The sequence below is a fragment of the Pantoea sp. DY-17 genome, from assembly GCF_019795975.1.
Classification (GTDB): Bacteria; Pseudomonadota; Gammaproteobacteria; order Enterobacterales; family Enterobacteriaceae; genus Pantoea; species Pantoea leporis.
In genome coordinates, this window is the sequence record NZ_JAIMIG010000006.1 from 1 (window position 1) to 20,484 (window position 20,484).

The following is a 20,484-nucleotide window of genomic DNA, read 5'->3' on the forward strand; positions in this document are numbered from 1 at the left end:
CGAAACACCTGAAATCAGAACGATTGTCTGATATCAGTACAGAATCGGTGGAGCGGTAGTTCAGTTGGTTAGAATACCTGCCTGTCACGCAGGGGGTCGCGGGTTCGAGCCCCGTCCGTTCCGCCACCCTAATTAGGGGCGTAGTTCAATTGGTAGAGCACCGGTCTCCAAAACCGGGTGTTGGGGGTTCGAGTCCCTCCGCCCCTGCCAGAAAATAATCCTTTGCTTCGGCAAAGGATTTTTTTTGTCCAAAATTCGGCAGTGAAATGAGTTTGAGTTTCACTGCGATCCACTCAAACTCCCTCATTTATTATCTTATTGTGTCAAAACCGGATATTTAAGCAGCTGACGAATGTGACTTTGCTGATCGCTATTCTGCAGCCACACCGCATATAACGGTCGCACGGCGACGGGTGTATCTGGAATAACCATCAAATCACTATAAATGCCGTGCCAAAAATCAGGTAAAAAGGCACAAGCACCGGTGGTATGCAGTAATTCGCGTGTTAAATGTGCGGATGTGGTGGTTAATACGGGAACATCATCACTAGACAGATAACTTTCATGCTGATGAAAATCTGCGCCCCATTCCAGCTTGATATAGTCATATTTTTCACGCTTCTCGGTTTTACGCGCCCGGAATAATGCGAGCGAAATATGCCCTATTTGCTGGCTGGTTAACTCATCCATTTTTGGCGCTTCAGTTGTGATCAACAGGTCCAACTGACGTTCATGCAATTGCTTAACCAGTAAATGTCGCTGGGCGATACGTGCCTCGAGATGAAGGCTTTCTCGATTCTCATAAAGTGTTTGCAACCAGGGAGTTAAGTACGCTTCCCAAAGGGATGCGCTACCTCCTATTGAAAGCTCATGATGCTGTTGTGTATGCGAAACTTCCTTTTTGGCCATCAGCCAAGTGCTCATCAAGCTTTCGGCATAGGGTAATAAACGCTCGCCTGCTGAAGTCAGCCGGATGTTATTACGGTGACGAGTAAAAAGGTTTACGCCCAGCTGATTTTCCAGCTGACGAATGCGAAAACTAACGGCAGATTGCGTGAGGTAAAGCGCTTCAGCAGCACGCCCGAAATGGCGTGTTCTGCTCACTTCGAGGAAAGTTTTCAGTAATTCCGTATCCACTGCATTCTCCCAAAAATTGTTTGTCGTACTGATTTAAATGTTTTGTTTTACACTCTGTCAAGCCTATCTAATACTCCGCGCCATAAATAGCACGGCCATATGAGAGTCAGGAGCGTGTAAAATGGCGGATAGCTTCGCAACAACGAATCGTTTCTTTGATAACAAACATTACCCACGTGGTTTTTCGCGTCATGGTGATTTCACCATTAAAGAAGCTCAGCTTCTGGAGCGCCACGGTTACGCCTTTAATGAACTGGATCTCGCTAAGCGTGAACCCATTACAGAAGAAGAGCGTTCATTTTTAGAAGTATGTCGTGGTCTTCGTGAGCCACAAACGGAAGCTGAACGTGTATGGTCGAAATATACCGCACGTATCAAGCGACCTAAGCGTTTCCATACGCTATCTGGCGGCAAGCCGCAGATGGATACGGTGGAAGATTTTAGCGATAGCGATGATTAAGAATAGCGGGGCTTATATAAGCCCCGTTTTTTATTCCAGAGTCTTGTGCAGATAGATCATTAAGCGGTCGATGCTGCGATATCCCACCGCTTCCTGCAAATGACTACGAGTAATCTGCTCTTCACCTGCTAAATCAGCTATTGTCCTGGCCACCTTTAAAATCCGCTGCCAGGCGCGTACTGAAAGCCCCAACGAATTCAACACTTCTTCCAGCCATTCAGCATCCTGCTGCTTCAATGGACACCAGCGCAAAATCTCTGGGTTAGAGAGATGAGCATTCACTTTTCCGCTGCGTGCTGTTTGAATCTTTCGTGCGGCGAGGACGCGAGTTAAAACTTCAGCGCTGCTTTCGCTGACTTGTTGTTTCTTACTCAGAGACCCACTGGGAAGAAGTGGGACCTCTAACGATAAATCAAAGCGATCGAGAAAAGGTCCTGATAACCGATTGAGATAGCGCAACACCTGCTGAGGTGATGAGCGATTATGGTTGCCCTGATAATGCCCGGTCGGGCTGGGATTCATCGCGCCGATCAATTGAAAGCGCGCGGGATACGTCACTTTAGCGCGCGTGCGTGAAATGGCGATTTCCCCGGATTCAATCGGTTCGCGCAAAGCATCAAGTGTTCTGCGCTCGAACTCTGGCAGCTCATCGAGGAATAACACGCCATTGTGTGCCAAGGAGATTTCTCCCGGCCGCGGCAAGGATCCGCCCCCAACCAGCGCATAGAGTGATGAACTGTGATGAGGCGCTCTGAACGGCCGTTTACGCCACTGATGATGGAGATTGCCACTGCTTACCAGACTGGCGATAGCGGCGCACTCCAGCGCTTCCTGGTCGTCTAACGGTGGCATGATACCGGGCAGACGCGTCGCCAACATGGTCTTGCCGGTGCCAGGCGGCCCGATCAGTAACAGGTTATGCCCGCCAGCTGCGGTGATCTCCAGTGCACGTCGGCCCTGATCCTGGCCAATGATATCGCTGAGGTCCTGCTTTTCCTGTTCAAGCGTTTCGGGCTGATAATGCGCGACAGTGAGAGTGGTTTTGTTATGGAGAAACGCACAGATTTCTACCAGATGTTTGCCAACCAGCGTCTCGCCTTGTTGAATCAACCCTACATCCTGTTGATTCTGTTCAGCTAACACCATTTGTCTGCCCGCTTGCAGTGCCGCCATCGCAGCTGGAATAGCGGCCTGAACGCCACAGAGCGCGCCGTTAAGTGCTAACTCCCCCAGGAATTCATATTGCCCGAGTTTGCCGTCTGGCAGCTGCTCAGAGGCCGCCAGAATGGCGATAGCGATGGGGAGGTCATAGCGTCCGCCCTCTTTTGGCAGATCGGCAGGCGCTAGATTGATGGTGACGCGTTTCGCCGGGAAGGTGAACCCGCTATTAATAATCGCGCTTCGCACCCGTTCCCGCGCTTCTTTTACCGTGGTTTCAGGCAGTCCAACCAGCGTCAGGGCCGGCAAGCCGTTGCTGATGTGCACTTCCACCGTCACCAGCGGAGCCTGAACACCCAGCGCAGCTCGTGTTAATACCTTCGATAAAGACATAACCGCTCCTTGTTGTCCTTATCATCAAAGCAGCCAGACAAATGAACAATGGCTTACTGCTCAACTTCAGAGCCAGATTCCTTACATTCCCTGATAATTGCCGCTCTTTCACTGAAAATCAGAGCTTGATCGTAAACTCCAAGTGAAGATTACGACGCGGGCGTTATGAATTTTTATCACAAATGTAAATAACCTTTTATTTACAATGTGATAACGGCGGGCCGCCAGCGGCATCATAAAATTTTCCAATGAAAATTATTGTCAACGACACGCTAACTATGATAACTCTGTAGGTATTACTTCGAACAATCGAAAAAACAAACAACACATGAAAGCCCTTCTACAAGTGATTAGCCTAGTCGTGATTAGCGTGGTGGTGATTATTATCCCACCGTGCGGGGCATCGCTTGGAGAAAGAAAGGCTTAAAAATCAAGTCTGGAATTCCAAAAACCCCCGCACCGAAAGGTCCGGGGGTTTTTTTTTGACCAGGCTAAATATCAGCAAATTAGCGAGGAACAGATTATGAGCAGTAGCATAAAATTCTGTTGTTCCCCTAGGAATGCAGGAGAATAACCATGACAGGTGCACAGTGGGTAGTTCAGGCTTTACGCGCGCAGGGTGTCGATACAGTGTTTGGCTATCCTGGCGGCGCAATCATGCCAGTGTACGATGCGCTCTACGATGGCGGCGTGGAACACCTACTGTGTCGTCATGAGCAAGGTGCGGTGATGGCTGCTATCGGTTATGCCCGCGCAACCGGCAAGACTGGCGTATGTATCGCCACGTCGGGTCCCGGCGCCACCAACCTGATCACCGGTTTGGCGGATGCGATGATGGATTCGATCCCGGTAGTGGCGATCACCGGCCAGGTATCATCGGCCTTCATCGGCACCGACGCCTTCCAGGAAATAGACGTTCTTGGTTTATCGTTAGCCTGCACCAAACACAGTTTCCTCGTTGAATCGCTTGATGATTTACCCTCAGTGATGGCAGAAGCTTTTGCCATCGCGCAATCGGGTCGTCCCGGCCCGGTACTGGTCGATATCCCGAAAGACATTCAGATCGCCAATGGCGAACTGACGCCTCATCTGCTGCCAGTTGAGGAAGAAATCAGCCACTCCGCGCAGCACATTGCAGAGGCGCGTGCATTGATGGCGCAATCGCATAAGCCGATGCTGTATATCGGTGGCGGCGTGGGTATGGCGCAGGCGGTTCCAGCCTTACGTGCCATGGCGCAGGAAACCGGTATCCCGATGGTTTCTACGCTGAAAGGTCTTGGTAGCGCGGATGCCAGCAGCGATCTTTATCTCGGAATGCTGGGCATGCACGGCACCAAAGCCGCTAACCTCGCGGTACAATCCTGTGATTTGCTGATTGCGGTTGGCGCGCGTTTTGACGACCGCGTTACTGGCAAGCTGGACACCTTCGCACCGCACGCCAGCGTCATCCATATCGATATCGATCCTGCCGAGCTGAACAAACTGCGCCGTGCTCACGTTTCACTGCAGGGCGATATGAATCAGGTGCTGCCGGCACTGAGCATGCCAATGCACATTGATGGCTGGCGCAAGGAAGTCAGCGCGATGAAAAGCGAGTTCGACTGGCGCTACGATCATCCAGGCGAAGCCATTTATGCGCCGTTGTTGCTGAAGCAGTTGTCTGACCGCAAAGCGGACAGCGCCGTGGTCACCACCGATGTAGGTCAACACCAGATGTGGGCCGCTCAGCACATGAGTTTCACTGCGCCAGAAAACTTCATCACCTCGAGCGGTCTCGGCACTATGGGCTTTGGCCTGCCGGCGGCGATTGGTGCGCAGGTGGCACGTCCAGAGGACACAGTGATCTGCGTGTCTGGCGATGGTTCTATCATGATGAACATTCAGGAGCTGGGCACCATCAAGCGCGGCAAGCTGCCGGTGAAAATTCTGCTGCTGGATAACCAGCGTCTCGGCATGGTGCGCCAGTGGCAGCAACTGTTCTTTGATGGTCGCTACAGCGAAACCATTCTGACCGACAACCCCGATTTCCTCACGCTGGCCAGCGCGTTTGATATCCCAGGCCAGCGCATTAGCCGTAAAGATCAGGTCGACGCCGCCCTCGATGCTCTGCTGAACAGTGAAGGTCCTTACTTCCTGCATGTTTCGATAGATGAGCATGAAAACGTCTGGCCATTGGTACCGCCGGGTGCCAGCAACGCAAACATGATGGAGAAAACCGCATGAATCAGCATCAATTGTCTATCGAAGCCCGCTTTCGTCCTGAAATATTGGAGCGCATTTTGCGTGTCGTGCGTCACCGTGGTTTCCAGGTGTGTGCGATGAATATGGCCACCGCGGTCAATGCGGAGAACATTAATATCGAAATGACCGTTGCCAGCCAACGCTCAGTCGATTTACTGTCTTCGCAGTTAAGCAAACTTATGGATGTCGCTTGCGTCGAGATCCAACAACAGACAACACAACAAATCCGCGCATAGTCGCCAAAGGAAAAAGCAATGAGTACGAAGAAAGCAGACTTTATTTGGTTCAATGGTGAGATGGTTAAGTGGGAAGACGCCAAGGTCAGCGTTATGTCTCACGCCCTGCACTACGGTACTTCTGTGTTTGAAGGCGTGCGTTGCTACGACTCACACAAAGGTCCAGTGGTGTTCCGCCACCGTGAGCATATGAAGCGTCTGCATGAATCCGCTAAAATTTATCGTTTCCCGATTAAAGCCAGCGTTGATGAGTTGATGGAGGCGTGCCGCGAAGTGATCCGCGTGAACAAACTGAAAAGCGCTTATATCCGTCCGCTGGCCTTCGTGGGTGACGTGGGTCTGGGTGTGAACCCGCCAGATGGCTACACCACCGATGTAATCATCGCTGCCTTCCCTTGGGGTGCTTACCTGGGCGCTGAAGCGCTGGAAAACGGTATCGATGCCATGGTTTCTTCGTGGAACCGCGTTGCACCAAACACCTTGCCAACCGCCGCGAAAGCGGGTGGTAACTATCTCTCCTCTCTGCTGGTAGGCAGCGAGGCGCGCCGCCACGGCTATCAGGAAGGTATCGCGCTCGACACCAACGGCTATATTTCAGAAGGTGCTGGTGAAAACTTGTTCGAAGTGAAAGATGGCATTCTGTTCACGCCGCCGTTCACCTCTTCAGCGCTGCCGGGCATCACCCGTGACGCCATCATCAAGCTGGCGCAAGACATGGGTATTGAAGTGCGTGAGCAGGTTCTGTCGCGCGAATCCCTGTATCTGGCCGACGAAGTCTTCATGTCAGGTACTGCAGCGGAGATCACTCCGGTGCGCAGCGTCGACGGCATTCAGGTCGGCGAAGGTAAACGTGGTCCGGTCACCGGTCGTATCCAGAAGGCATTCTTTGGCCTGTTCACTGGCGAGACGGAAGATAAGTGGGGCTGGTTGGATCCGGTTAACGCATAACGAGATTTTTTGCGGGCGTCAGATGGCGCCCGCAACCTTATTATTACTGGAGTAAATAGAGCATGCCTAAGTACCGTTCCGCCACCACCACCCATGGACGTAACATGGCCGGTGCCCGTGCCTTGTGGCGCGCGACAGGAATGACCGACGACGATTTCGGTAAGCCGATTATCGCCGTGGTCAACTCATTCACCCAATTCGTACCGGGCCACGTGCACCTGCGCGATCTTGGCAAACTGGTTGCTGAGGAAATCGAAGCAGCCGGCGGCGTGGCCAAAGAGTTCAACACCATTGCGGTGGATGACGGTATCGCCATGGGTCATGGCGGCATGCTGTATTCACTGCCTTCACGTGAGCTGATTGCCGATTCAGTGGAGTACATGGTCAACGCGCACTGCGCCGATGCCATGGTATGTATCTCCAACTGTGACAAAATCACTCCTGGCATGCTGATGGCGTCACTGCGCCTCAATATTCCGGTGATCTTTGTGTCTGGCGGCCCGATGGAAGCCGGTAAAACCAAACTGTCTGATCAAATCATCAAGCTGGATCTGGTTGATGCAATGATTCAGGGCGCCAACCCGAACGTCAGCGATGCCGACAGCGATCAGATCGAACGTTCTGCTTGTCCAACCTGCGGTTCCTGTTCCGGTATGTTCACCGCCAACTCGATGAACTGTCTGACCGAAGCGCTGGGCTTGTCGCAGCCGGGTAACGGTTCACTGCTGGCCACACACGCCGATCGTAAAGAGCTGTTCATCAATGCCGGTAAGCGCATCGTTAGCCTGACCAAACGCTACTACGAGCAGGATGACGTCAACATGCTGCCGCGTAACATCGCCACCAAAGCGGCGTTTGAGAATGCGATGACGCTGGATATCGCCATGGGCGGTTCCACCAACACCGTTCTGCACCTGCTGGCAGCGGCGCTGGAAGGTGAAATCGACTTCAACATCTCCGATATCGATCGCTTGTCTCGTAAAGTGCCGCAGCTGTGTAAAGTGGCGCCAAGTACGCCGAAATATCACATGGAAGATGTGCACCGTGCGGGTGGCGTTATCGCCATTCTCGGTGAGTTAGATCGCGCCGGTTTAATCGACACCAGCGCGCGCAACATCTTGCAGCAGAGCATGCGTGAAACCCTGGATCAGTACGACATCATGCTGACCAAAGATCAGGCGGTGAAGGATATGTTCCGTGCCGGTCCTGCTGGTATTCGTACCACCAAGGCGTTCTCGCAGAACTGCCGTTGGGACACGCTGGATGATGACCGTACCGATGGTTGTATTCGTACTCGCGAACACGCGTACTCGCAGGATGGCGGCTTAGCTGTGCTTTACGGCAACATTGCCGAAGATGGCTGCATCGTTAAAACCGCGGGCGTAGACAAAGAGATCCTCACCTTCAAAGGCCCGGCGAAAGTGTACGAAAGCCAGGATGATGCAGTTGAAGCGATCCTTGGCGGCAAAGTGGTAGCCGGCGACGTCGTGGTGATCCGCTACGAAGGACCGAAAGGCGGACCGGGCATGCAGGAAATGCTCTATCCGACCACTTATCTGAAATCCATGGGCCTCGGCAAAAGCTGCGCACTGATTACTGACGGTCGCTTCTCTGGCGGCACGTCAGGCTTATCGATTGGTCACGCCTCTCCGGAAGCGGCGAGCGGCGGCACCATCGCGCTGGTGAAAGATGGCGACATGATTGAGATCGATATCCCCAACCGTGGTATCAAGCTGGCGGTACCGGATAACGAACTGCACGCCCGTCGTGAAGAAGAGCAAGCGCGCGGCGATGCGGCTTATACCCCGCACGGCCGCGTACGTGAAGTCTCCTTTGCCCTGCGTGCCTATGCATCACTGGCGACCAGCGCAGACAAAGGCGCGGTGCGCGATAAGTCCAAGCTGGGAGGCTAACCGATGGCTGAGTCTCAACCGCTCTCCGCGACGCCAAACGGCGCGGAGTATTTGCGCGCAGTGCTGCGTTCACCGGTGTATGAAATTGCCCAGGTGACGCCGCTGCAAAAAATGGAAAAAATTTCATCGCGTCTTGGCAACACCATTCTGGTGAAGCGTGAAGATCGTCAGCCGGTGCACAGCTTCAAGCTGCGCGGGGCTTACGCGATGATTGCCGGGCTGAACGAAGAGCAAAAAGCGCGCGGCGTGGTCACGGCTTCGGCCGGTAACCATGCGCAGGGCGTGGCGCTTTCGGCCAGCACGCTGGGTATCAAATCACTGATTGTGATGCCGCTGGCCACGGCAGACATCAAGGTTGATGCAGTACGCGCATTTGGCGGTGAGGCTTATCTGTTTGGTGCCAACTTCGACGAGGCGAAAGCCAAAGCGATTGAGCTGGCAGAGCAGCAGGGTTACACCTTCGTTCCTCCGTTTGACCATCCGGCGGTGATCGCCGGGCAGGGCACGCTGGCGATGGAGTTGCTGCAGCAGGATGCGCATCTCGATCGCGTCTTCGTGCCGGTCGGCGGCGGTGGTCTGGCGGCGGGTGTCGCGGTGCTGATCAAGCAGCTGATGCCGCAGATCAAAGTGATTGCCGTGGAATCGGAAGATTCAGCCTGCCTGAAGGCCGCGCTGGAAGCAGGTGAGCCAGTGGATTTAGCGCGTGTCGGCTTGTTTGCGGAAGGCGTAGCGGTCAAACGCATCGGCAGCGAAACTTTTCGTCTGTGTCAGGAGTATCTCGATGACATCATCACGGTGGATAGCGATGCGATTTGCGCGGCGGTGAAAGATCTGTTCGAAGATGTGCGTGCCGTGGCGGAACCTTCTGGCGCGCTGGCGCTGGCTGGCATGAAGAAGTATATCCAGCTGCACGACATCAAAGGCGAGCGCCTGGCGCACGTGTTATCAGGTGCCAACGTCAATTTCCACGGCTTGCGCTATGTCTCCGAGCGTTGTGAACTGGGCGAACAGCGAGAAGCGCTACTGGCGGTCACCATTCCAGAACAGCAGGGCAGTTTCCTCAAGTTCTGTCAGACCATCGGCGGGCGTTCCATCACCGAGTTCAACTATCGTTACGCGGATGCGGATAACGCCTGCATTTTCGTCGGCGTGCGCTTAACGCGCGGGCTGGAGGAGCGCAGTGAGATCATCAGCCAATTGAGCGAAGCCGGTTATCACGTGGTGGATCTGTCGGATGACGAAATGGCCAAGCTGCACGTGCGCTACATGGTGGGCGGACGTCCATCGAAGCCGCTGCGCGAACGCCTGTTTAGCTTTGAATTCCCGGAAGCACCGGGCGCGCTGCTGAAGTTCCTGCAGACGTTAGGTGCGCACTGGAATATCTCGCTGTTCCATTATCGCAGCCACGGCACCGATTATGGCCGCGTGCTGGCGGCATTTGAAGCCAACGATCAGGAACCGGATTTCGAAACCCATCTCACCGCGTTGGGTTATGAATGGCATGACGAAGCGAGCAACCCGGCGTTCCGTTTCTTCCTCGCCGGGCAGTGATTACAGCTGGTGCCAGAACGCATTGATAAGCGGCTCTCCGAGCCGCTTTTTTTGTACGCAAACGCCGAGTTCCAGCGGTGCGACAGACTCCACATTCTCCAGCGTTAACACGCGATTGCGCACCGGTTCCGGGCTGTTCTCCAGCACCACATCCGGCAGCAGCGCAATACCACATCCCAGCGCCACCATCGACACAATCGCTTCATGCCCGGAAACCGTGGCATAAATCTGCGGATTGGGAATGCGCTGGCGGCGGAACCATAAATCGATACCGCGGCGTGCAGGTCCTTGTTCCGGCAGGATAAACGGAATTTGCGCCCAATCGGGTTGCTCCTGCGTCGCCTGATTGCGCACCGGGCAGGGCAGCGCCGGGGCGATCAGCACCAGCGGAATCAGGCCCAGTGGCGTAAAATCTATGCTGGCCGGCAGCGATTCTGGGCGACCGGCAATGGCGAGATCGGCGTCGCCGGACTGCACCATCTCAATCGCATCGGCGGCATCACCGGTGGTGAGTTTGATCTCTACCTGCGGATGTTCAGCGCGAAAGCGATCAAGAATCGGCGGCAGATGGCTGTAAGCGGCGGTTACCGAGCAGAACAGGCGCAGTTCGCCGCTCAGCGACGGGCCGTTAAGATCCATCACATGGCGTAACTGCTGATACTGCAGCAACGTCTGCTGCGCAAACTGGCGCAGGCGCTCACCGGCTTCGGTGAGCGTGACGGTGCGGTTATCACGCAGGAACAACGCGTGACCGACATCCTCTTCCAGGCGCTGAATCTGGCGCGAAAGAGTTGAAGGGCTGACGTGCATGGCACGCGCGGTGCGGCCAAAGTGGCAGCTTTCAGCCAGATGAAGGAAGAGTTTCAGGTCTCGTAAATCCATGCGCGTATCGCCTCAAGGTTATGTTGCAAATTATGCAATGTGACCTTGCTAATATATCAATTTAAGCAACGGATTTCCTGTCATATGATGGGGTCATTCGCGGCGTAAGAGACAACGTCGTTACTGAACAAAAACAAACACAACATCTAACCGGAGTACCCATGGCTAATTACTTCAACACATTGAATCTGCGCAACCAGTTAGCGCAGCTGGGCAAATGTCGTTTCATGTCACGCGACGAATTCGCAGATGGCGCTAGCTTCCTGAAAGGCAAGAAAGTGGTCATCGTTGGCTGTGGCGCTCAGGGTCTGAACCAGGGTCTGAACATGCGTGATTCTGGTCTGGACGTGGCGTATGCCCTGCGTGCTGAAGCGATTGCTGAGAAGCGTGCCTCTTTCCGCAAAGCGACCGACAACGGCTTCAAAGTCGGTACTTACGAAGAGCTGATCCCACAGGCCGATCTGGTGGTTAACCTGACGCCAGACAAGCAGCACTCGGCGGTCGTTCAGGCTGTTCAGCCGCTGATGAAAGATGGCGCTGCGCTGGGTTACTCACACGGTTTCAACATTGTTGAAGTGGGCGAAACCATCCGCAATGACATCACCGTAGTAATGGTGGCACCGAAGTGCCCAGGTACGGAAGTACGTGAAGAGTACAAGCGTGGTTTCGGTGTACCTACGCTGATTGCCGTTCACCCGGAAAACGATCCGAAAGGCGAAGGCATGGCGATTGCTAAAGCCTGGGCAGCAGCGACCGGCGGCGACCGTGCAGGCGTGCTGGAATCCTCCTTCGTTGCGGAAGTGAAATCTGACCTGATGGGCGAGCAGACCATCCTGTGCGGTATGCTGCAGGCCGGTTCTCTGCTGTGCTTCGACAAGCTGGTGGCTGAAGGTCACGATGCGGCTTATACCGAAAAACTGATTCAGTTCGGCTGGGAAACCATCACCGAATCACTGAAGTTTGGCGGCATCACGCTGATGATGGATCGCCTGTCTAATCCGGCAAAAATCCGCGCTTATGCGTTGTCTGAGCAGCTGAAAACCATCATGGCTCCGCTGTTCCAGAAGCACATGGATGACATCATCTCTGGCGAATTCTCTTCAGGCATGATGGCTGACTGGGCTAACGACGACAAAAACCTGCTGACCTGGCGTGAAGAGACCGGCGCAACGGCATTCGAAAACGCACCGCAGTTTGATGGTAAAATCGAAGAGCAGGAATATTACGACAAAGGCGTCGTGATGGTTGCGATGGTGAAAGCAGGCGTTGAGCTGGCATTCGAAACCATGGTTGACGCGGGCATCATCGAAGAGTCGGCTTACTACGAATCACTGCACGAGCTGCCGCTGATTGCTAACACCATCGCACGTAAGCGTCTGTATGAAATGAACGTGGTTATCTCGGATACCGCAGAATACGGTAACTACCTGTTCTCCTTTGCGGCAGTTCCACTGCTGAAAGAGTTCATGACCACGCTGCAGCCGGGCGATCTGGGCAAAGCAGTTGAAGGTACGCAGGTGGATAACGCGCAGCTGCGTGACGTCAACGAAGCCGTTCGTCAGCACCCAATCGAATCTGTAGGCCGCAAACTGCGTGGTTACATGACCGATATGAAACGTATCGCTGTCGCTGGCTAAGCCACGCGCGACACAGTTTTCAGCACAATAAAAAACCCCGGCTTGCCGGGGTTTTTTTTATTCGTGCTCGCTGTTGCTCTAGGTATGTGCTCGGTGTCCCCCTCCTCGGTCCTCCCCCATGAATGGGGGAGGAAGATGCTGCCATATGTTAGTTCTGAAGCTGCATGTGGCAGCGTCTCCTTCCCCCGCTAGCGGGGGAAGGCCGGGATGGGGGACAGCAAGCACGTACAAAGTACAGCCAGCTCAATCACACCGCTTCATACAGCGTCTGATTTCGCGTCTCTTTACAGGCAATCAGCGCGATCAACGTCAACACCGCCATCGAAGCCAGATAGAAACCCACCGCCTGCAAACCGTAATGGGCGTTCAGCCAGGTGGCGATATAAGGCGCTACCGAGGCACCAAGAATCGACGATAGGTTGTAAGAGAACGATGCGCCGGTATAACGCACTTCCGTTGGGAACAGCTCTGGCAGCAGCGCGCCCATCGGACCAAACGTCAGGCCCATAATGCTCAGACCAAGGATCAGGAAGCCCATTACCAGCACCTGAGAACCGGAACCCAGCAGCATTGGGAACATCAATGCAAAGGCGATAATCATCAGCGTAATGGTGATCATGGTTTTACGACGACCAAAGCGATCGGCCAGCAGACCGGCAATCGGCACCATCACACCAAAACCAATCACCGCCACCATCAGCATCCACAGGAAGCTGTTACGTGAATAGCCGAGGCCAGCCGGTGCGGGTGCGGTGCCGTAACTCATCGAATACACGGTCATGATGTAGAACAGCGTGTAAGTGGCGAGCATGATGAAGGTGCCGAGAATGGTGGCGGTCAAATGCTTACTCAGCAGCGTGCCAATCGGCATTTTCACCTGTTTGTTCTCTTTCTGCACTTTGGCGAATACCGGGCTTTCATGCAGCGAAACGCGCACATACAGGCCAATTAACACCAGCACCGCAGAGAGAATAAACGGCACGCGCCAGCCCCAGTTCATGAACTGCTCGTCGGTCAGCAACCATGAAAGCAGCAGGAACGTGCCGTTAGCGAAGAAGAAGCCAATCGGCGCGCCGAGCTGTGGGAACGAACCATAAAGCGCACGTTTCTTCGCCGGAGCATTTTCGGTCGCCAGCAGTGCTGCGCCGCCCCATTCGCCACCAAGGCCAAGACCCTGACCAAAACGCGCCAGCGCCAGCAGCAGCGGCGCTGCCACGCCAATGGTTTCATAACCTGGCAGTAAACCAATCAGCACCGTCGAGACGCCCATGGTCAGCAGCGATGCCACCAAGGTGGCTTTACGGCCAACTCGGTCGCCAAAGTGTCCAAACACGGCAGAACCGATAGGACGCGCCACGAAGGCGATCGCGAAGGTCGCCAGCGACTGCAACGTGGCCACGGTCGGATCGCCCTGCGGGAAGAAGATGTGCGGGAAAATAATCACCGCAGCGGTGGCATAGATATAGAAATCGAAGAACTCAATGGCGGTGCCGACAAGCGATGCCACAACCACTTTGCCACGTGAATTGACCGGTGTGTCGTCGTGTTTTTTGTCGAGTGTTTCTGTGATGGAGGCTTGCATAAGTGTTTCTTAATTGTAAATGTAGACAGAGAATCTTACGCACCTGGTTTGCGGCATTCAATGGCGAAAAACCGCGTCAGACCGGGCTTTTTCGGCGAATAAGTGGATAATTTCTGAGTTGCTGCGATCAGTGGCGGATGGGAACGGGAAGTGTCACTTTTTTGGCGGGAATCTCTGCAAAAGGGCCAAATTAAAGTGACCCTTTAGCGTTTCCTGCTGGTTTTTGCTGAAAAAGCAGCCAGCAGGAGACATTTTTAGCTAGTACGGCAATTGTAACAACCTCGTTGGCTTATTTAGCCTGATGCGGCTGCGGCATCTCTTTATCATCTTTGTATTTGGCGGTGGCGATCCACGCGGCGCAGAACAGCGTCAAACGCGCAAAGAAGTAGAAGAACGCCATTAAGCCGAGTACTGAACCAAAGGCCGCGCCCGACGGCGAGCTTGCCAGCTTCGGCAGCGTCAGCGTCATTACAAACTTGATCACCTCAAAGCCAATCGCCGCCAGCAGCGTGCCGCGGAACAGCGCTTTTTTACGCGGCTTGTGGCGCGGTAAAATCCAGAAGATCCACAGGAACAGCAGATAGTTAGCCAGGATAGAGATAGATAACGCAATCACCGTCATCGCTGGGCGCAGCCACTCAATGTCTTCCAGCCCCAGCGCGTTAACGATCGCTGCCTGCGCCGCGCCGGCAATCGAGGTCAGCGACAGCGTAATCACCAGCGCAAACATCAAACCCAACAGCGAAATCAGATCGCGCGCGTACTTCTTCCAGAATTTCTCCTGATCGTCCGGCGTGCGTTCCCACACGTCGCGTGACTGCGCGCGCACCGCTTCACGCAGGTTGCCCATCCAGTTAATGCCGGAGTAGAGCGCCAGCAGCAAACCGGTTAATCCTACTGTGGCACGCTGCTGAATCGCGGTATTCACCGTATTTTTCAGCGTGGTGGCCAACGTCGGGTCGCTGATGCTGTTAACGATTTTGTTGATCAACTCGGTGAGCAAATCCTGATTCGACGCCAGCACAAAACCGACCGCCGCAAAGGAGACCATCAAAATCGGTATCAGAGAGAGAAAGGAGAAGTAAGTGATCGCCGCGCCAAACTGACTACCGAGGCGATCGTTAAAGCGTTCCAGCGCGCGCATAAAGTGCGCCACCGCCGGAATCGCCTGGAACCAGGCAGCGAAGCGCGACACATTCTGAATCGAGCCATCCACGGTTTTATTGCCGGTTTTAATATCAATCAGCGGCTTGGCTTCTGCCTCGGCCGCGGTCTGTTTAGGGGTTTTGTCCGTCATAGACGATAGTCATCCTGTTCACTGCGAAAATACAATTATAGTCTGCTAAGTTACATATTCCTGCAGGACTTGGCTGAGCCATTCCATAAACACTCGCACGCGGCGCGCCACGTTGCGGCGATGTGGGTAAAGCAGCGAGATGGGCATCGGTTTCGCCGGGAAATGATGCAGCACCTCCACCAGTTGCCCCGACTCCAGTAGCGGCTGTACGCCAATCGCCGGCACCTGAATAATGCCGAGCCCTGCCATACAGGCGGCGCGATAGGTTTCGGTGCTGTTTACCGTCACTACGCCGCCGGTTTGAACGTAATGACACTGTTTGCCATCAAAATATTCAAAGCCCAATGAAGGTTGTCCCAGCTGCTGGGTGTAATGCACCATCGCGTGTTGCGACAGATCTTCCAGCCGCACCGGCATGCCGAAGCGGGAAAGGTAGCCGGGGCTGGCGCAGTTGATCAAGGCGTGCGAGCCGATTTTCCGCGCAATCAGCCCGGAATCTTTCAGCTCGCCGACGCGCACCACGCAGTCAAATCCTTCGCGAATCACATCAACCTGACGATCGCTGCTGCTCAACTCAATTTCCAGACCGGGATAGTGCTGCAAAAACTCCGGCAATCGTGGCAGCACAAAGCCGGTCGCCATCGCCACCGACATGTCCACGCGCAATTTGCCGCTTAAGGTGCCGGGATCGTGCTGGAACAGGCTGTCCATGTCGTCGAGCATCGACAGTAAATCGAGGCAACGATCGTAATAAACTAGGCCGTCCTGCGTCAGGTGCACACGTCGCGTGGTGCGATGCAGCAGGCGCGTCCCCATTTGATTCTCCAGCGCCTGCAGCTGGCGGGATACGCTGCCTTTCGGTAAACCTAAGCTTTCTGCCGCACGGGTAAAACTGCCCATTTCTGCCACCCGCACAAAAACCTGCATAGCGTGAATTTTATCCATGTTGTTCACCGATTGTTGTTGTTAGTGAAACAGTGCTGCGTATTCCTCTGCGTTTATAGATCAATTTTTCACGAATATCCTTAACACGTGTTCAATTTTCCAACTGGAGCGAAACATGAGTCATAAAATTGCATTGATTACCGGCGGAAATCGCGGTTTAGGCAAGAATGGGGCGCTGAAACTGGCTGCCAAAGGCACTGATATCCTGTTTACCTATCGCGGTCACGCGGAAGAAGCGCAGGCGGTTGTGCAGGAGATTGAAGCGCTGGGCGCGCGTGCGGTGGCGTTACAGCTGGATGTAGGCGACACAGGCACGTTTGACGGCTTCGTGGCGCAGGTGAGAGAAGCGCTGCAGAAAACCTGGCAGCGCGACAGCTTTGATTATTTAGTGAACAACGCCGGTCACGGTCACTACAAGCTGTTCGCAGAGACCACCGAAGATGAGTTTGACGCGCTAGTGAATGTGCACTTCAAAGGGCCGTTCTTCCTGACGCAAAAACTGCTGCCGCTGATCGTTGATGGTGGACGCATCCTGAATATCTCCAGCGGTTTAACCCGTTTAACGCTGCCAGGTTCAGGCACGTATGCCTCAATTAAAGGCGCGATGGAAGTGTTAACGCGCTATCAGGCCAAAGAGTTAGGCGAGCGCCATATCCGCGTCAACATTCTGGCGCCAGGCGCGATTGAAACCGACTTCGGCGGCGGTCGCGTGCGTGATACCAAAGATCTCAACGATCATATCGCTTCCGTCACCGCGCTGGGCCGCGTCGGCTTGCCGGATGATATCGGCGATGCCATCAGCGCGATTCTCAGCGATGAAACCGGCTGGATCACCGCACAGCGCATTGAAGCCTCAGGCGGCCAAGGTCTGTAAAAATATAAACTGATGCGCATATTCGTAGCGGCGCAATTTATTGCGCAATAAATTGCGCCGCTACGGATGGTGCAGATTACAATTACAGCTCAATCGTCCCGTCAATCACCGTCACGGTTTGGCCACCAATCCAGATCGCTTTATCGCTAAAACTCACCTGAATGCGACCTTCCCGCTGAATCGCGCTGCCCTGACGTGCCCGATAATCCCGCGTTTGCTTGTTAGCCTCGAAATAGCGCGCCAGACAGGCGTTGGCGCTGCCGGTCACCGGATCCTCAGTCAAGCTGCCGTTCTCAACCAGCAATGCGCGCACTTCATACTGCTCGTTTTCGCCCGACGGTAACGCACCAAAAATCGCCGTACCGTTAACCTCAGCATGCTGATGTAAACGGTGTAAATCGGCTGCTGACGGCACCACATCCAGCACCGCTTGCGCGCTACTCATCGGAATCAGCAGCCAGCGAATACCCATATCAACGATGGTCGGCATTTGGCTGAGATCGAAGCATTCACTGTTCAGCGCGCTGCTCATCAGCGCATCACTGAACGGCGTTAATGTGGCGGCAGGCGCGGCAAACGCCAGCGCACCGTCATCGCTGATTTTCACCTCAACCAGACCAACGCCGCACTCCTGCACGATTTTGCCCGGCGTTTTCAGCGGCCAACCGGCTTCCAGCAGCGCATGCGCGGTGCCTAACGTCGGATGCCCGGCAAAAGGCAGTTCACCTTCGACGGTAAAAATGCGCACGCGGTAATCCGCCGCCGCATCTTGTGGCGGCAGCACAAAGGTGGTTTCCGACAGATTGGTCCAGCGCGCAATCGCCGTCAGCTGCGCGTCACTCAATCCCTGTGCATCCATGATCACCGCCAGCGGATTACCTTTAAACGCCGATGAGGTAAACACGTCCACCTGTTTAAATGCGACCTTCATTGTCACTCCTTCCTCGTTGAGGTTGTCTGAAATCGGGATTTACATCCTGCTGATTGCGAAAGGCCAGCAACAGGGCTATGAATAGATTAAGAATTCTGGAATCGGAGTCCGCAATGTTAAAAGTTCTTGGCCGTACTTCATCAATAAACGTGCGAAAAGTTCTGTGGCTGTGCGCAGAACTCGATATTGCGTACGAATTAGAACCCTGGGGCGATGATCCACAATCGCTGCACTCGAAAGAGTTTATGGCGCTCAATCCCAACGCCATGGTCCCGGTAATAATCGAGGACGACTTCGTGCTGTGGGAATCCAACGCTATTCTGCGCTATCTCGCCAACAGCAATGGCGGCGAATGGCTCTATCCCGACAATCCCCGCGCGCGCGCGCCAGTTGATCAGTGGATGGATTGGCAAGCCACCGAACTTAACACGTCCTGGCGTTACGCATTTATGTCGCTGGTGCGCAACTCGCCGGCGCATCAGGATCCCCGCTTGCTGGCGGCGGCGGTGAAAGGCTGGACGCACACCATGAACATACTCAACCAGCATCTGGAGAAAACCGGGCGCTATGTCGCAGGCCGCAATTTCTCGCTGGCCGATATTCCGGTTGGGCTGGCGGTGAACCGCTGGTTTGAAACCCCGCTGGAACACCCTGACTTCCCGGCGGTGCAGACTTATTACGAACGCCTGACCGAACGCGAGCCTTACACCACCTGGGGCCGCAACGGCAAACCCTGATCCTGTCCCGGCGCGAGGCCTGTCATTTCACAGGCCAGCGCGCCGGTGCGCTGCAGCGCCCAAGTATAACGTTCATCAAACGGGTAGCAGCAGGAGAGGCGCAACGCATGTTTATAGCGATCGCTCAGGGAGTAGAGCGCGCCCGGCGTCACACAGATTTGCTCCTGCAGCAGACGATGAAACATCTCTACGGTATCAATGTTCCCCGGCAGTTCGACCCAAAAAACAAACCCGCCGCGCGGCAGGGTCGCGCGCGTGCCCTGCGGAAAGTGGCGTGCCAGAATCCCGCGCGCCGCATCCAGATTGGCGGCATAGCGCCGACGCAGCGTGCGCAGATGATGATCGTAGCCGCCGCTGGCAAGAAATTCCGCCAGGGTTTCACTTAACAAGCGTGATTCCGCCATCGACGACACCGCTTTGAGGTGAGCGATAGCGTCATGAAAACGCCCGGCAGCAGTCCAGCCGACGCGGAAATCAGGCGCCACGGTTTTGGTAAAGCTGGTGCAGTAAATCACCCAACCCTCGCTATCAAACGCCTTTACTGGCGGCGACAGCGGCCACTCAAACTGCAATTCGTCGTACAAACCATCTTCCAGCAGCGGAACGTGGTAAGTGTTCACTAACTTCGCCAGCCGCTTTTTATTCTCCAGCGGCATCACATATCCCAACGGGTTCTGCGCGCCGGGCATGGCGATCACCGCCTGGACCCGCTTCTCCTGCAGCAGCATCTCCAGCGCATCCAGCGACAATCCCTGCTGCGGATCGGTAGGAATTTCCAGCGCTTTCAGCCCCAGCGACGCCAGCAGCGGGAACAGGAAGAAATAGGTCGGCGACTCCAAACCAATGCAATCGCCGGGTTTAGTCACCGCGCGCAGCGCCAGCTGGAGTGCTTCCATGCAGCCGTGCGTCAGTGTGATCGCCTGCGGCGGCAAGTTGATGCCGTTGTGCAGGGCACGACGCGCAATCTCCTCCCGTAAGCGCTCACTACCGGGTGGAAGCGCATATCGTCCGATAATGTCGGGATTCTGGCGCAAAATCGACGCAGTAATTCGCCCGATTCGTGCCGCCGGATAGAAGGTGCCATCCTGCGGACAGGCTAATGAGATATTGGTGTAATCGGGATTATTTTGCGCCGCGAACACTTGCTCAATCAGCTCCAGCTTCTGCGCGCTGGGATCGTTGATTTTTGCCGGCAGCGGTTTTACTGAACGCGTCACGGCGGGCAGCACGCCACGCACGTAATAACCCGACTGCGGCCGCGATTCAATCAGGCCGCGATCTTCGAGGATTTGCCATGCATTGAGCACGGTATTGATACTCACCTGATGCGATTGTGCCACGCGGCGTATCGCCGGCAGCCGTTTACCTGGCTTCAGCGTGCCCTGATGTATCGACTCGGCAAAGCTATCGACCAACTGCTGATACAGCGTTTGACCGGATGAGAGTGGAAGGGACACAAAAGCCTCCGCGCACAATGGGTACAATTCATTTTTGAGACAACTGTACCCATTACAATAGTGGTTTTGTGTCTCTGTTTCCATTGCAACATACGCACTAGCATG

18 protein-coding genes and 2 tRNA genes are annotated in these 20,484 nt (G+C 54.7%); 12 read left to right on the forward strand and 8 right to left on the reverse strand.

What is annotated here, in order from left to right; genetic code table 11:
- Nucleotides 1–49: 49 nt before the first annotated feature.
- Nucleotides 50–126, forward strand: a tRNA-Asp gene (locus tag K5Y33_RS20885).
- An 8-nt stretch (nt 127–134) separates the two neighbouring features.
- A tRNA-Trp gene (locus K5Y33_RS20890) sits at nt 135–210 on the forward strand.
- A 105-nt stretch (nt 211–315) separates the two neighbouring features.
- On the opposite strand, the gene hdfR is transcribed toward K5Y33_RS20890, so the two are convergent.
- Nucleotides 316–1,137 (reverse strand): HTH-type transcriptional regulator HdfR, encoded by an 822-nt coding sequence (gene hdfR, locus K5Y33_RS20895; protein ID WP_008106614.1) that lies wholly within the window; start codon nt 1,135–1,137, stop codon nt 316–318.
- 121 nt (nt 1,138–1,258) lie between these two features.
- Between hdfR and K5Y33_RS20900 the strand changes: the two genes are divergently transcribed.
- Nucleotides 1,259–1,597 (forward strand): DUF413 domain-containing protein, encoded by a 339-nt coding sequence (locus K5Y33_RS20900; protein ID WP_008106616.1) that lies wholly within the window; start codon nt 1,259–1,261, stop codon nt 1,595–1,597.
- A 30-nt stretch (nt 1,598–1,627) separates the two neighbouring features.
- Here the strand turns inward: K5Y33_RS20900 and K5Y33_RS20905 are convergent, their stop codons facing one another.
- Nucleotides 1,628–3,148, reverse strand: coding sequence for a YifB family Mg chelatase-like AAA ATPase (locus tag K5Y33_RS20905; protein WP_222235026.1), 1,521 nt, complete (start codon nt 3,146–3,148; stop codon nt 1,628–1,630).
- Nucleotides 3,149–3,476: 328 nt separating this feature from the next.
- Here K5Y33_RS20905 and ilvL point away from each other — a divergent pair, with 328 nt between their 5' ends.
- From ilvL to ilvA, 6 genes are all read left to right on the forward strand, one after another.
- Complete coding sequence (gene ilvL / locus K5Y33_RS20910; protein ID WP_071531048.1) at nt 3,477–3,575, forward strand: ilv operon leader peptide; 99 nt, start codon at nt 3,477–3,479, stop codon at nt 3,573–3,575.
- 149 nt (nt 3,576–3,724) lie between these two features.
- A complete protein-coding gene (gene ilvG / locus K5Y33_RS20915; protein ID WP_008106622.1) occupies nt 3,725–5,371 on the forward strand; it encodes an acetolactate synthase 2 catalytic subunit in 1,647 nt (548 codons plus the stop codon).
- Nucleotides 5,368–5,625 carry an acetolactate synthase 2 small subunit gene (gene ilvM / locus K5Y33_RS20920; RefSeq protein ID WP_101762784.1) on the forward strand — a complete coding sequence of 86 codons (258 nt, stop codon included), beginning with the start codon at nt 5,368–5,370 and terminating at the stop codon, nt 5,623–5,625. Before ilvG ends, ilvM begins: the two co-directional genes overlap by 4 nt.
- 18 nt (nt 5,626–5,643) lie before the next feature.
- Complete coding sequence (locus K5Y33_RS20925) at nt 5,644–6,573, forward strand: branched-chain amino acid transaminase (RefSeq protein ID WP_007888821.1); 930 nt, start codon at nt 5,644–5,646, stop codon at nt 6,571–6,573.
- A gap of 62 nt (nt 6,574–6,635) precedes the next feature.
- Nucleotides 6,636–8,486: a dihydroxy-acid dehydratase gene (gene ilvD, locus K5Y33_RS20930; protein WP_008106626.1), complete on the forward strand. Its 1,851-nt coding sequence runs from the start codon at nt 6,636–6,638 to the stop codon at nt 8,484–8,486.
- Between the two features lie 3 nt (nt 8,487–8,489).
- Nucleotides 8,490–10,037, forward strand: a complete 1,548-nt coding sequence (gene ilvA / locus K5Y33_RS20935; RefSeq protein ID WP_222235027.1) for a threonine ammonia-lyase, biosynthetic — start codon at nt 8,490–8,492, stop codon at nt 10,035–10,037.
- On the opposite strand, the gene ilvY is transcribed toward ilvA, so the two are convergent.
- Nucleotides 10,038–10,919 (reverse strand): HTH-type transcriptional activator IlvY, encoded by an 882-nt coding sequence (gene ilvY, locus K5Y33_RS20940; RefSeq protein WP_008106630.1) that lies wholly within the window; start codon nt 10,917–10,919, stop codon nt 10,038–10,040.
- 161 nt (nt 10,920–11,080) lie between these two features.
- Here ilvY and ilvC point away from each other — a divergent pair, with 161 nt between their 5' ends.
- Nucleotides 11,081–12,556, forward strand: coding sequence for a ketol-acid reductoisomerase (ilvC, locus tag K5Y33_RS20945; protein ID WP_101762782.1), 1,476 nt, complete (start codon nt 11,081–11,083; stop codon nt 12,554–12,556).
- Between the two features lie 247 nt (nt 12,557–12,803).
- On the opposite strand, the gene K5Y33_RS20950 is transcribed toward ilvC, so the two are convergent.
- The 3 genes from K5Y33_RS20950 to K5Y33_RS20960 all read right to left on the reverse strand — a co-directional run bounded on the left by K5Y33_RS20950 (nt 12,804) and on the right by K5Y33_RS20960 (nt 16,380).
- Nucleotides 12,804–14,138, reverse strand: a complete 1,335-nt coding sequence (locus K5Y33_RS20950) for an MFS transporter (protein WP_101762781.1) — start codon at nt 14,136–14,138, stop codon at nt 12,804–12,806.
- A gap of 289 nt (nt 14,139–14,427) precedes the next feature.
- On the reverse strand, nt 14,428–15,435 hold the full coding sequence (gene yhjD, locus K5Y33_RS20955) for an inner membrane protein YhjD (protein WP_110867713.1): 1,008 nt from the start codon (nt 15,433–15,435) through the stop codon (nt 14,428–14,430).
- Nucleotides 15,436–15,480: 45 nt separating this feature from the next.
- Nucleotides 15,481–16,380, reverse strand: a complete 900-nt coding sequence (locus K5Y33_RS20960; protein ID WP_101762793.1) for a LysR family transcriptional regulator — start codon at nt 16,378–16,380, stop codon at nt 15,481–15,483.
- A gap of 115 nt (nt 16,381–16,495) precedes the next feature.
- On the opposite strand from K5Y33_RS20960, the gene K5Y33_RS20965 reads away from it, so the two are divergent.
- Complete coding sequence (locus K5Y33_RS20965) at nt 16,496–17,254, forward strand: SDR family NAD(P)-dependent oxidoreductase (RefSeq protein ID WP_222185954.1); 759 nt, start codon at nt 16,496–16,498, stop codon at nt 17,252–17,254.
- Nucleotides 17,255–17,336: 82 nt separating this feature from the next.
- Here the strand turns inward: K5Y33_RS20965 and K5Y33_RS20970 are convergent, their stop codons facing one another.
- Entirely contained in the window at nt 17,337–18,185 is an 849-nt protein-coding gene (locus K5Y33_RS20970; protein WP_110867711.1) for a PhzF family phenazine biosynthesis protein, read from the reverse strand.
- Between the two features lie 113 nt (nt 18,186–18,298).
- On the opposite strand from K5Y33_RS20970, the gene K5Y33_RS20975 reads away from it, so the two are divergent.
- The gene (locus K5Y33_RS20975; RefSeq protein WP_101762777.1) at nt 18,299–18,922 is read left to right on the forward strand and encodes a glutathione S-transferase family protein; all 624 of its coding nucleotides are present in this window, start codon (nt 18,299–18,301) and stop codon (nt 18,920–18,922) included.
- Here K5Y33_RS20975 and K5Y33_RS20980 read toward each other — a convergent pair.
- Nucleotides 18,889–20,379 carry a PLP-dependent aminotransferase family protein gene (locus K5Y33_RS20980; RefSeq protein ID WP_137386740.1) on the reverse strand — a complete coding sequence of 497 codons (1,491 nt, stop codon included), beginning with the start codon at nt 20,377–20,379 and terminating at the stop codon, nt 18,889–18,891. The genes K5Y33_RS20975 and K5Y33_RS20980 overlap by 34 nt on opposite strands.
- Between the last annotated feature and the right edge of the window lie 105 nt (nt 20,380–20,484).

What these genes read in the sequence shown, in the direction of transcription:
- K5Y33_RS20900 (WP_008106616.1), top strand. Translation starts at nt 1,259, where the DNA reads ATGGCGGATAGCTTCGCAACAACGAATCGTTTCTTTGATAACAAACAT.
- K5Y33_RS20905 (WP_222235026.1), bottom strand. Translation starts at nt 3,148, where the DNA reads ATGTCTTTATCGAAGGTATTAACACGAGCTGCGCTGGGTGTTCAGGCT.
- ilvL (WP_071531048.1), top strand. Translation starts at nt 3,477, where the DNA reads ATGAAAGCCCTTCTACAAGTGATTAGCCTAGTCGTGATTAGCGTGGTG.
- ilvG (WP_008106622.1), top strand. Translation starts at nt 3,725, where the DNA reads ATGACAGGTGCACAGTGGGTAGTTCAGGCTTTACGCGCGCAGGGTGTC.
- ilvM (WP_101762784.1), top strand. Translation starts at nt 5,368, where the DNA reads ATGAATCAGCATCAATTGTCTATCGAAGCCCGCTTTCGTCCTGAAATA.
- K5Y33_RS20925 (WP_007888821.1), top strand. Translation starts at nt 5,644, where the DNA reads ATGAGTACGAAGAAAGCAGACTTTATTTGGTTCAATGGTGAGATGGTT.
- ilvD (WP_008106626.1), top strand. Translation starts at nt 6,636, where the DNA reads ATGCCTAAGTACCGTTCCGCCACCACCACCCATGGACGTAACATGGCC.
- ilvA (WP_222235027.1), top strand. Translation starts at nt 8,490, where the DNA reads ATGGCTGAGTCTCAACCGCTCTCCGCGACGCCAAACGGCGCGGAGTAT.
- ilvY (WP_008106630.1), bottom strand. Translation starts at nt 10,919, where the DNA reads ATGGATTTACGAGACCTGAAACTCTTCCTTCATCTGGCTGAAAGCTGC.
- ilvC (WP_101762782.1), top strand. Translation starts at nt 11,081, where the DNA reads ATGGCTAATTACTTCAACACATTGAATCTGCGCAACCAGTTAGCGCAG.
- K5Y33_RS20950 (WP_101762781.1), bottom strand. Translation starts at nt 14,138, where the DNA reads ATGCAAGCCTCCATCACAGAAACACTCGACAAAAAACACGACGACACA.
- yhjD (WP_110867713.1), bottom strand. Translation starts at nt 15,435, where the DNA reads ATGACGGACAAAACCCCTAAACAGACCGCGGCCGAGGCAGAAGCCAAG.
- K5Y33_RS20960 (WP_101762793.1), bottom strand. Translation starts at nt 16,380, where the DNA reads ATGGATAAAATTCACGCTATGCAGGTTTTTGTGCGGGTGGCAGAAATG.
- K5Y33_RS20965 (WP_222185954.1), top strand. Translation starts at nt 16,496, where the DNA reads ATGAGTCATAAAATTGCATTGATTACCGGCGGAAATCGCGGTTTAGGC.
- K5Y33_RS20970 (WP_110867711.1), bottom strand. Translation starts at nt 18,185, where the DNA reads ATGAAGGTCGCATTTAAACAGGTGGACGTGTTTACCTCATCGGCGTTT.
- K5Y33_RS20975 (WP_101762777.1), top strand. Translation starts at nt 18,299, where the DNA reads ATGTTAAAAGTTCTTGGCCGTACTTCATCAATAAACGTGCGAAAAGTT.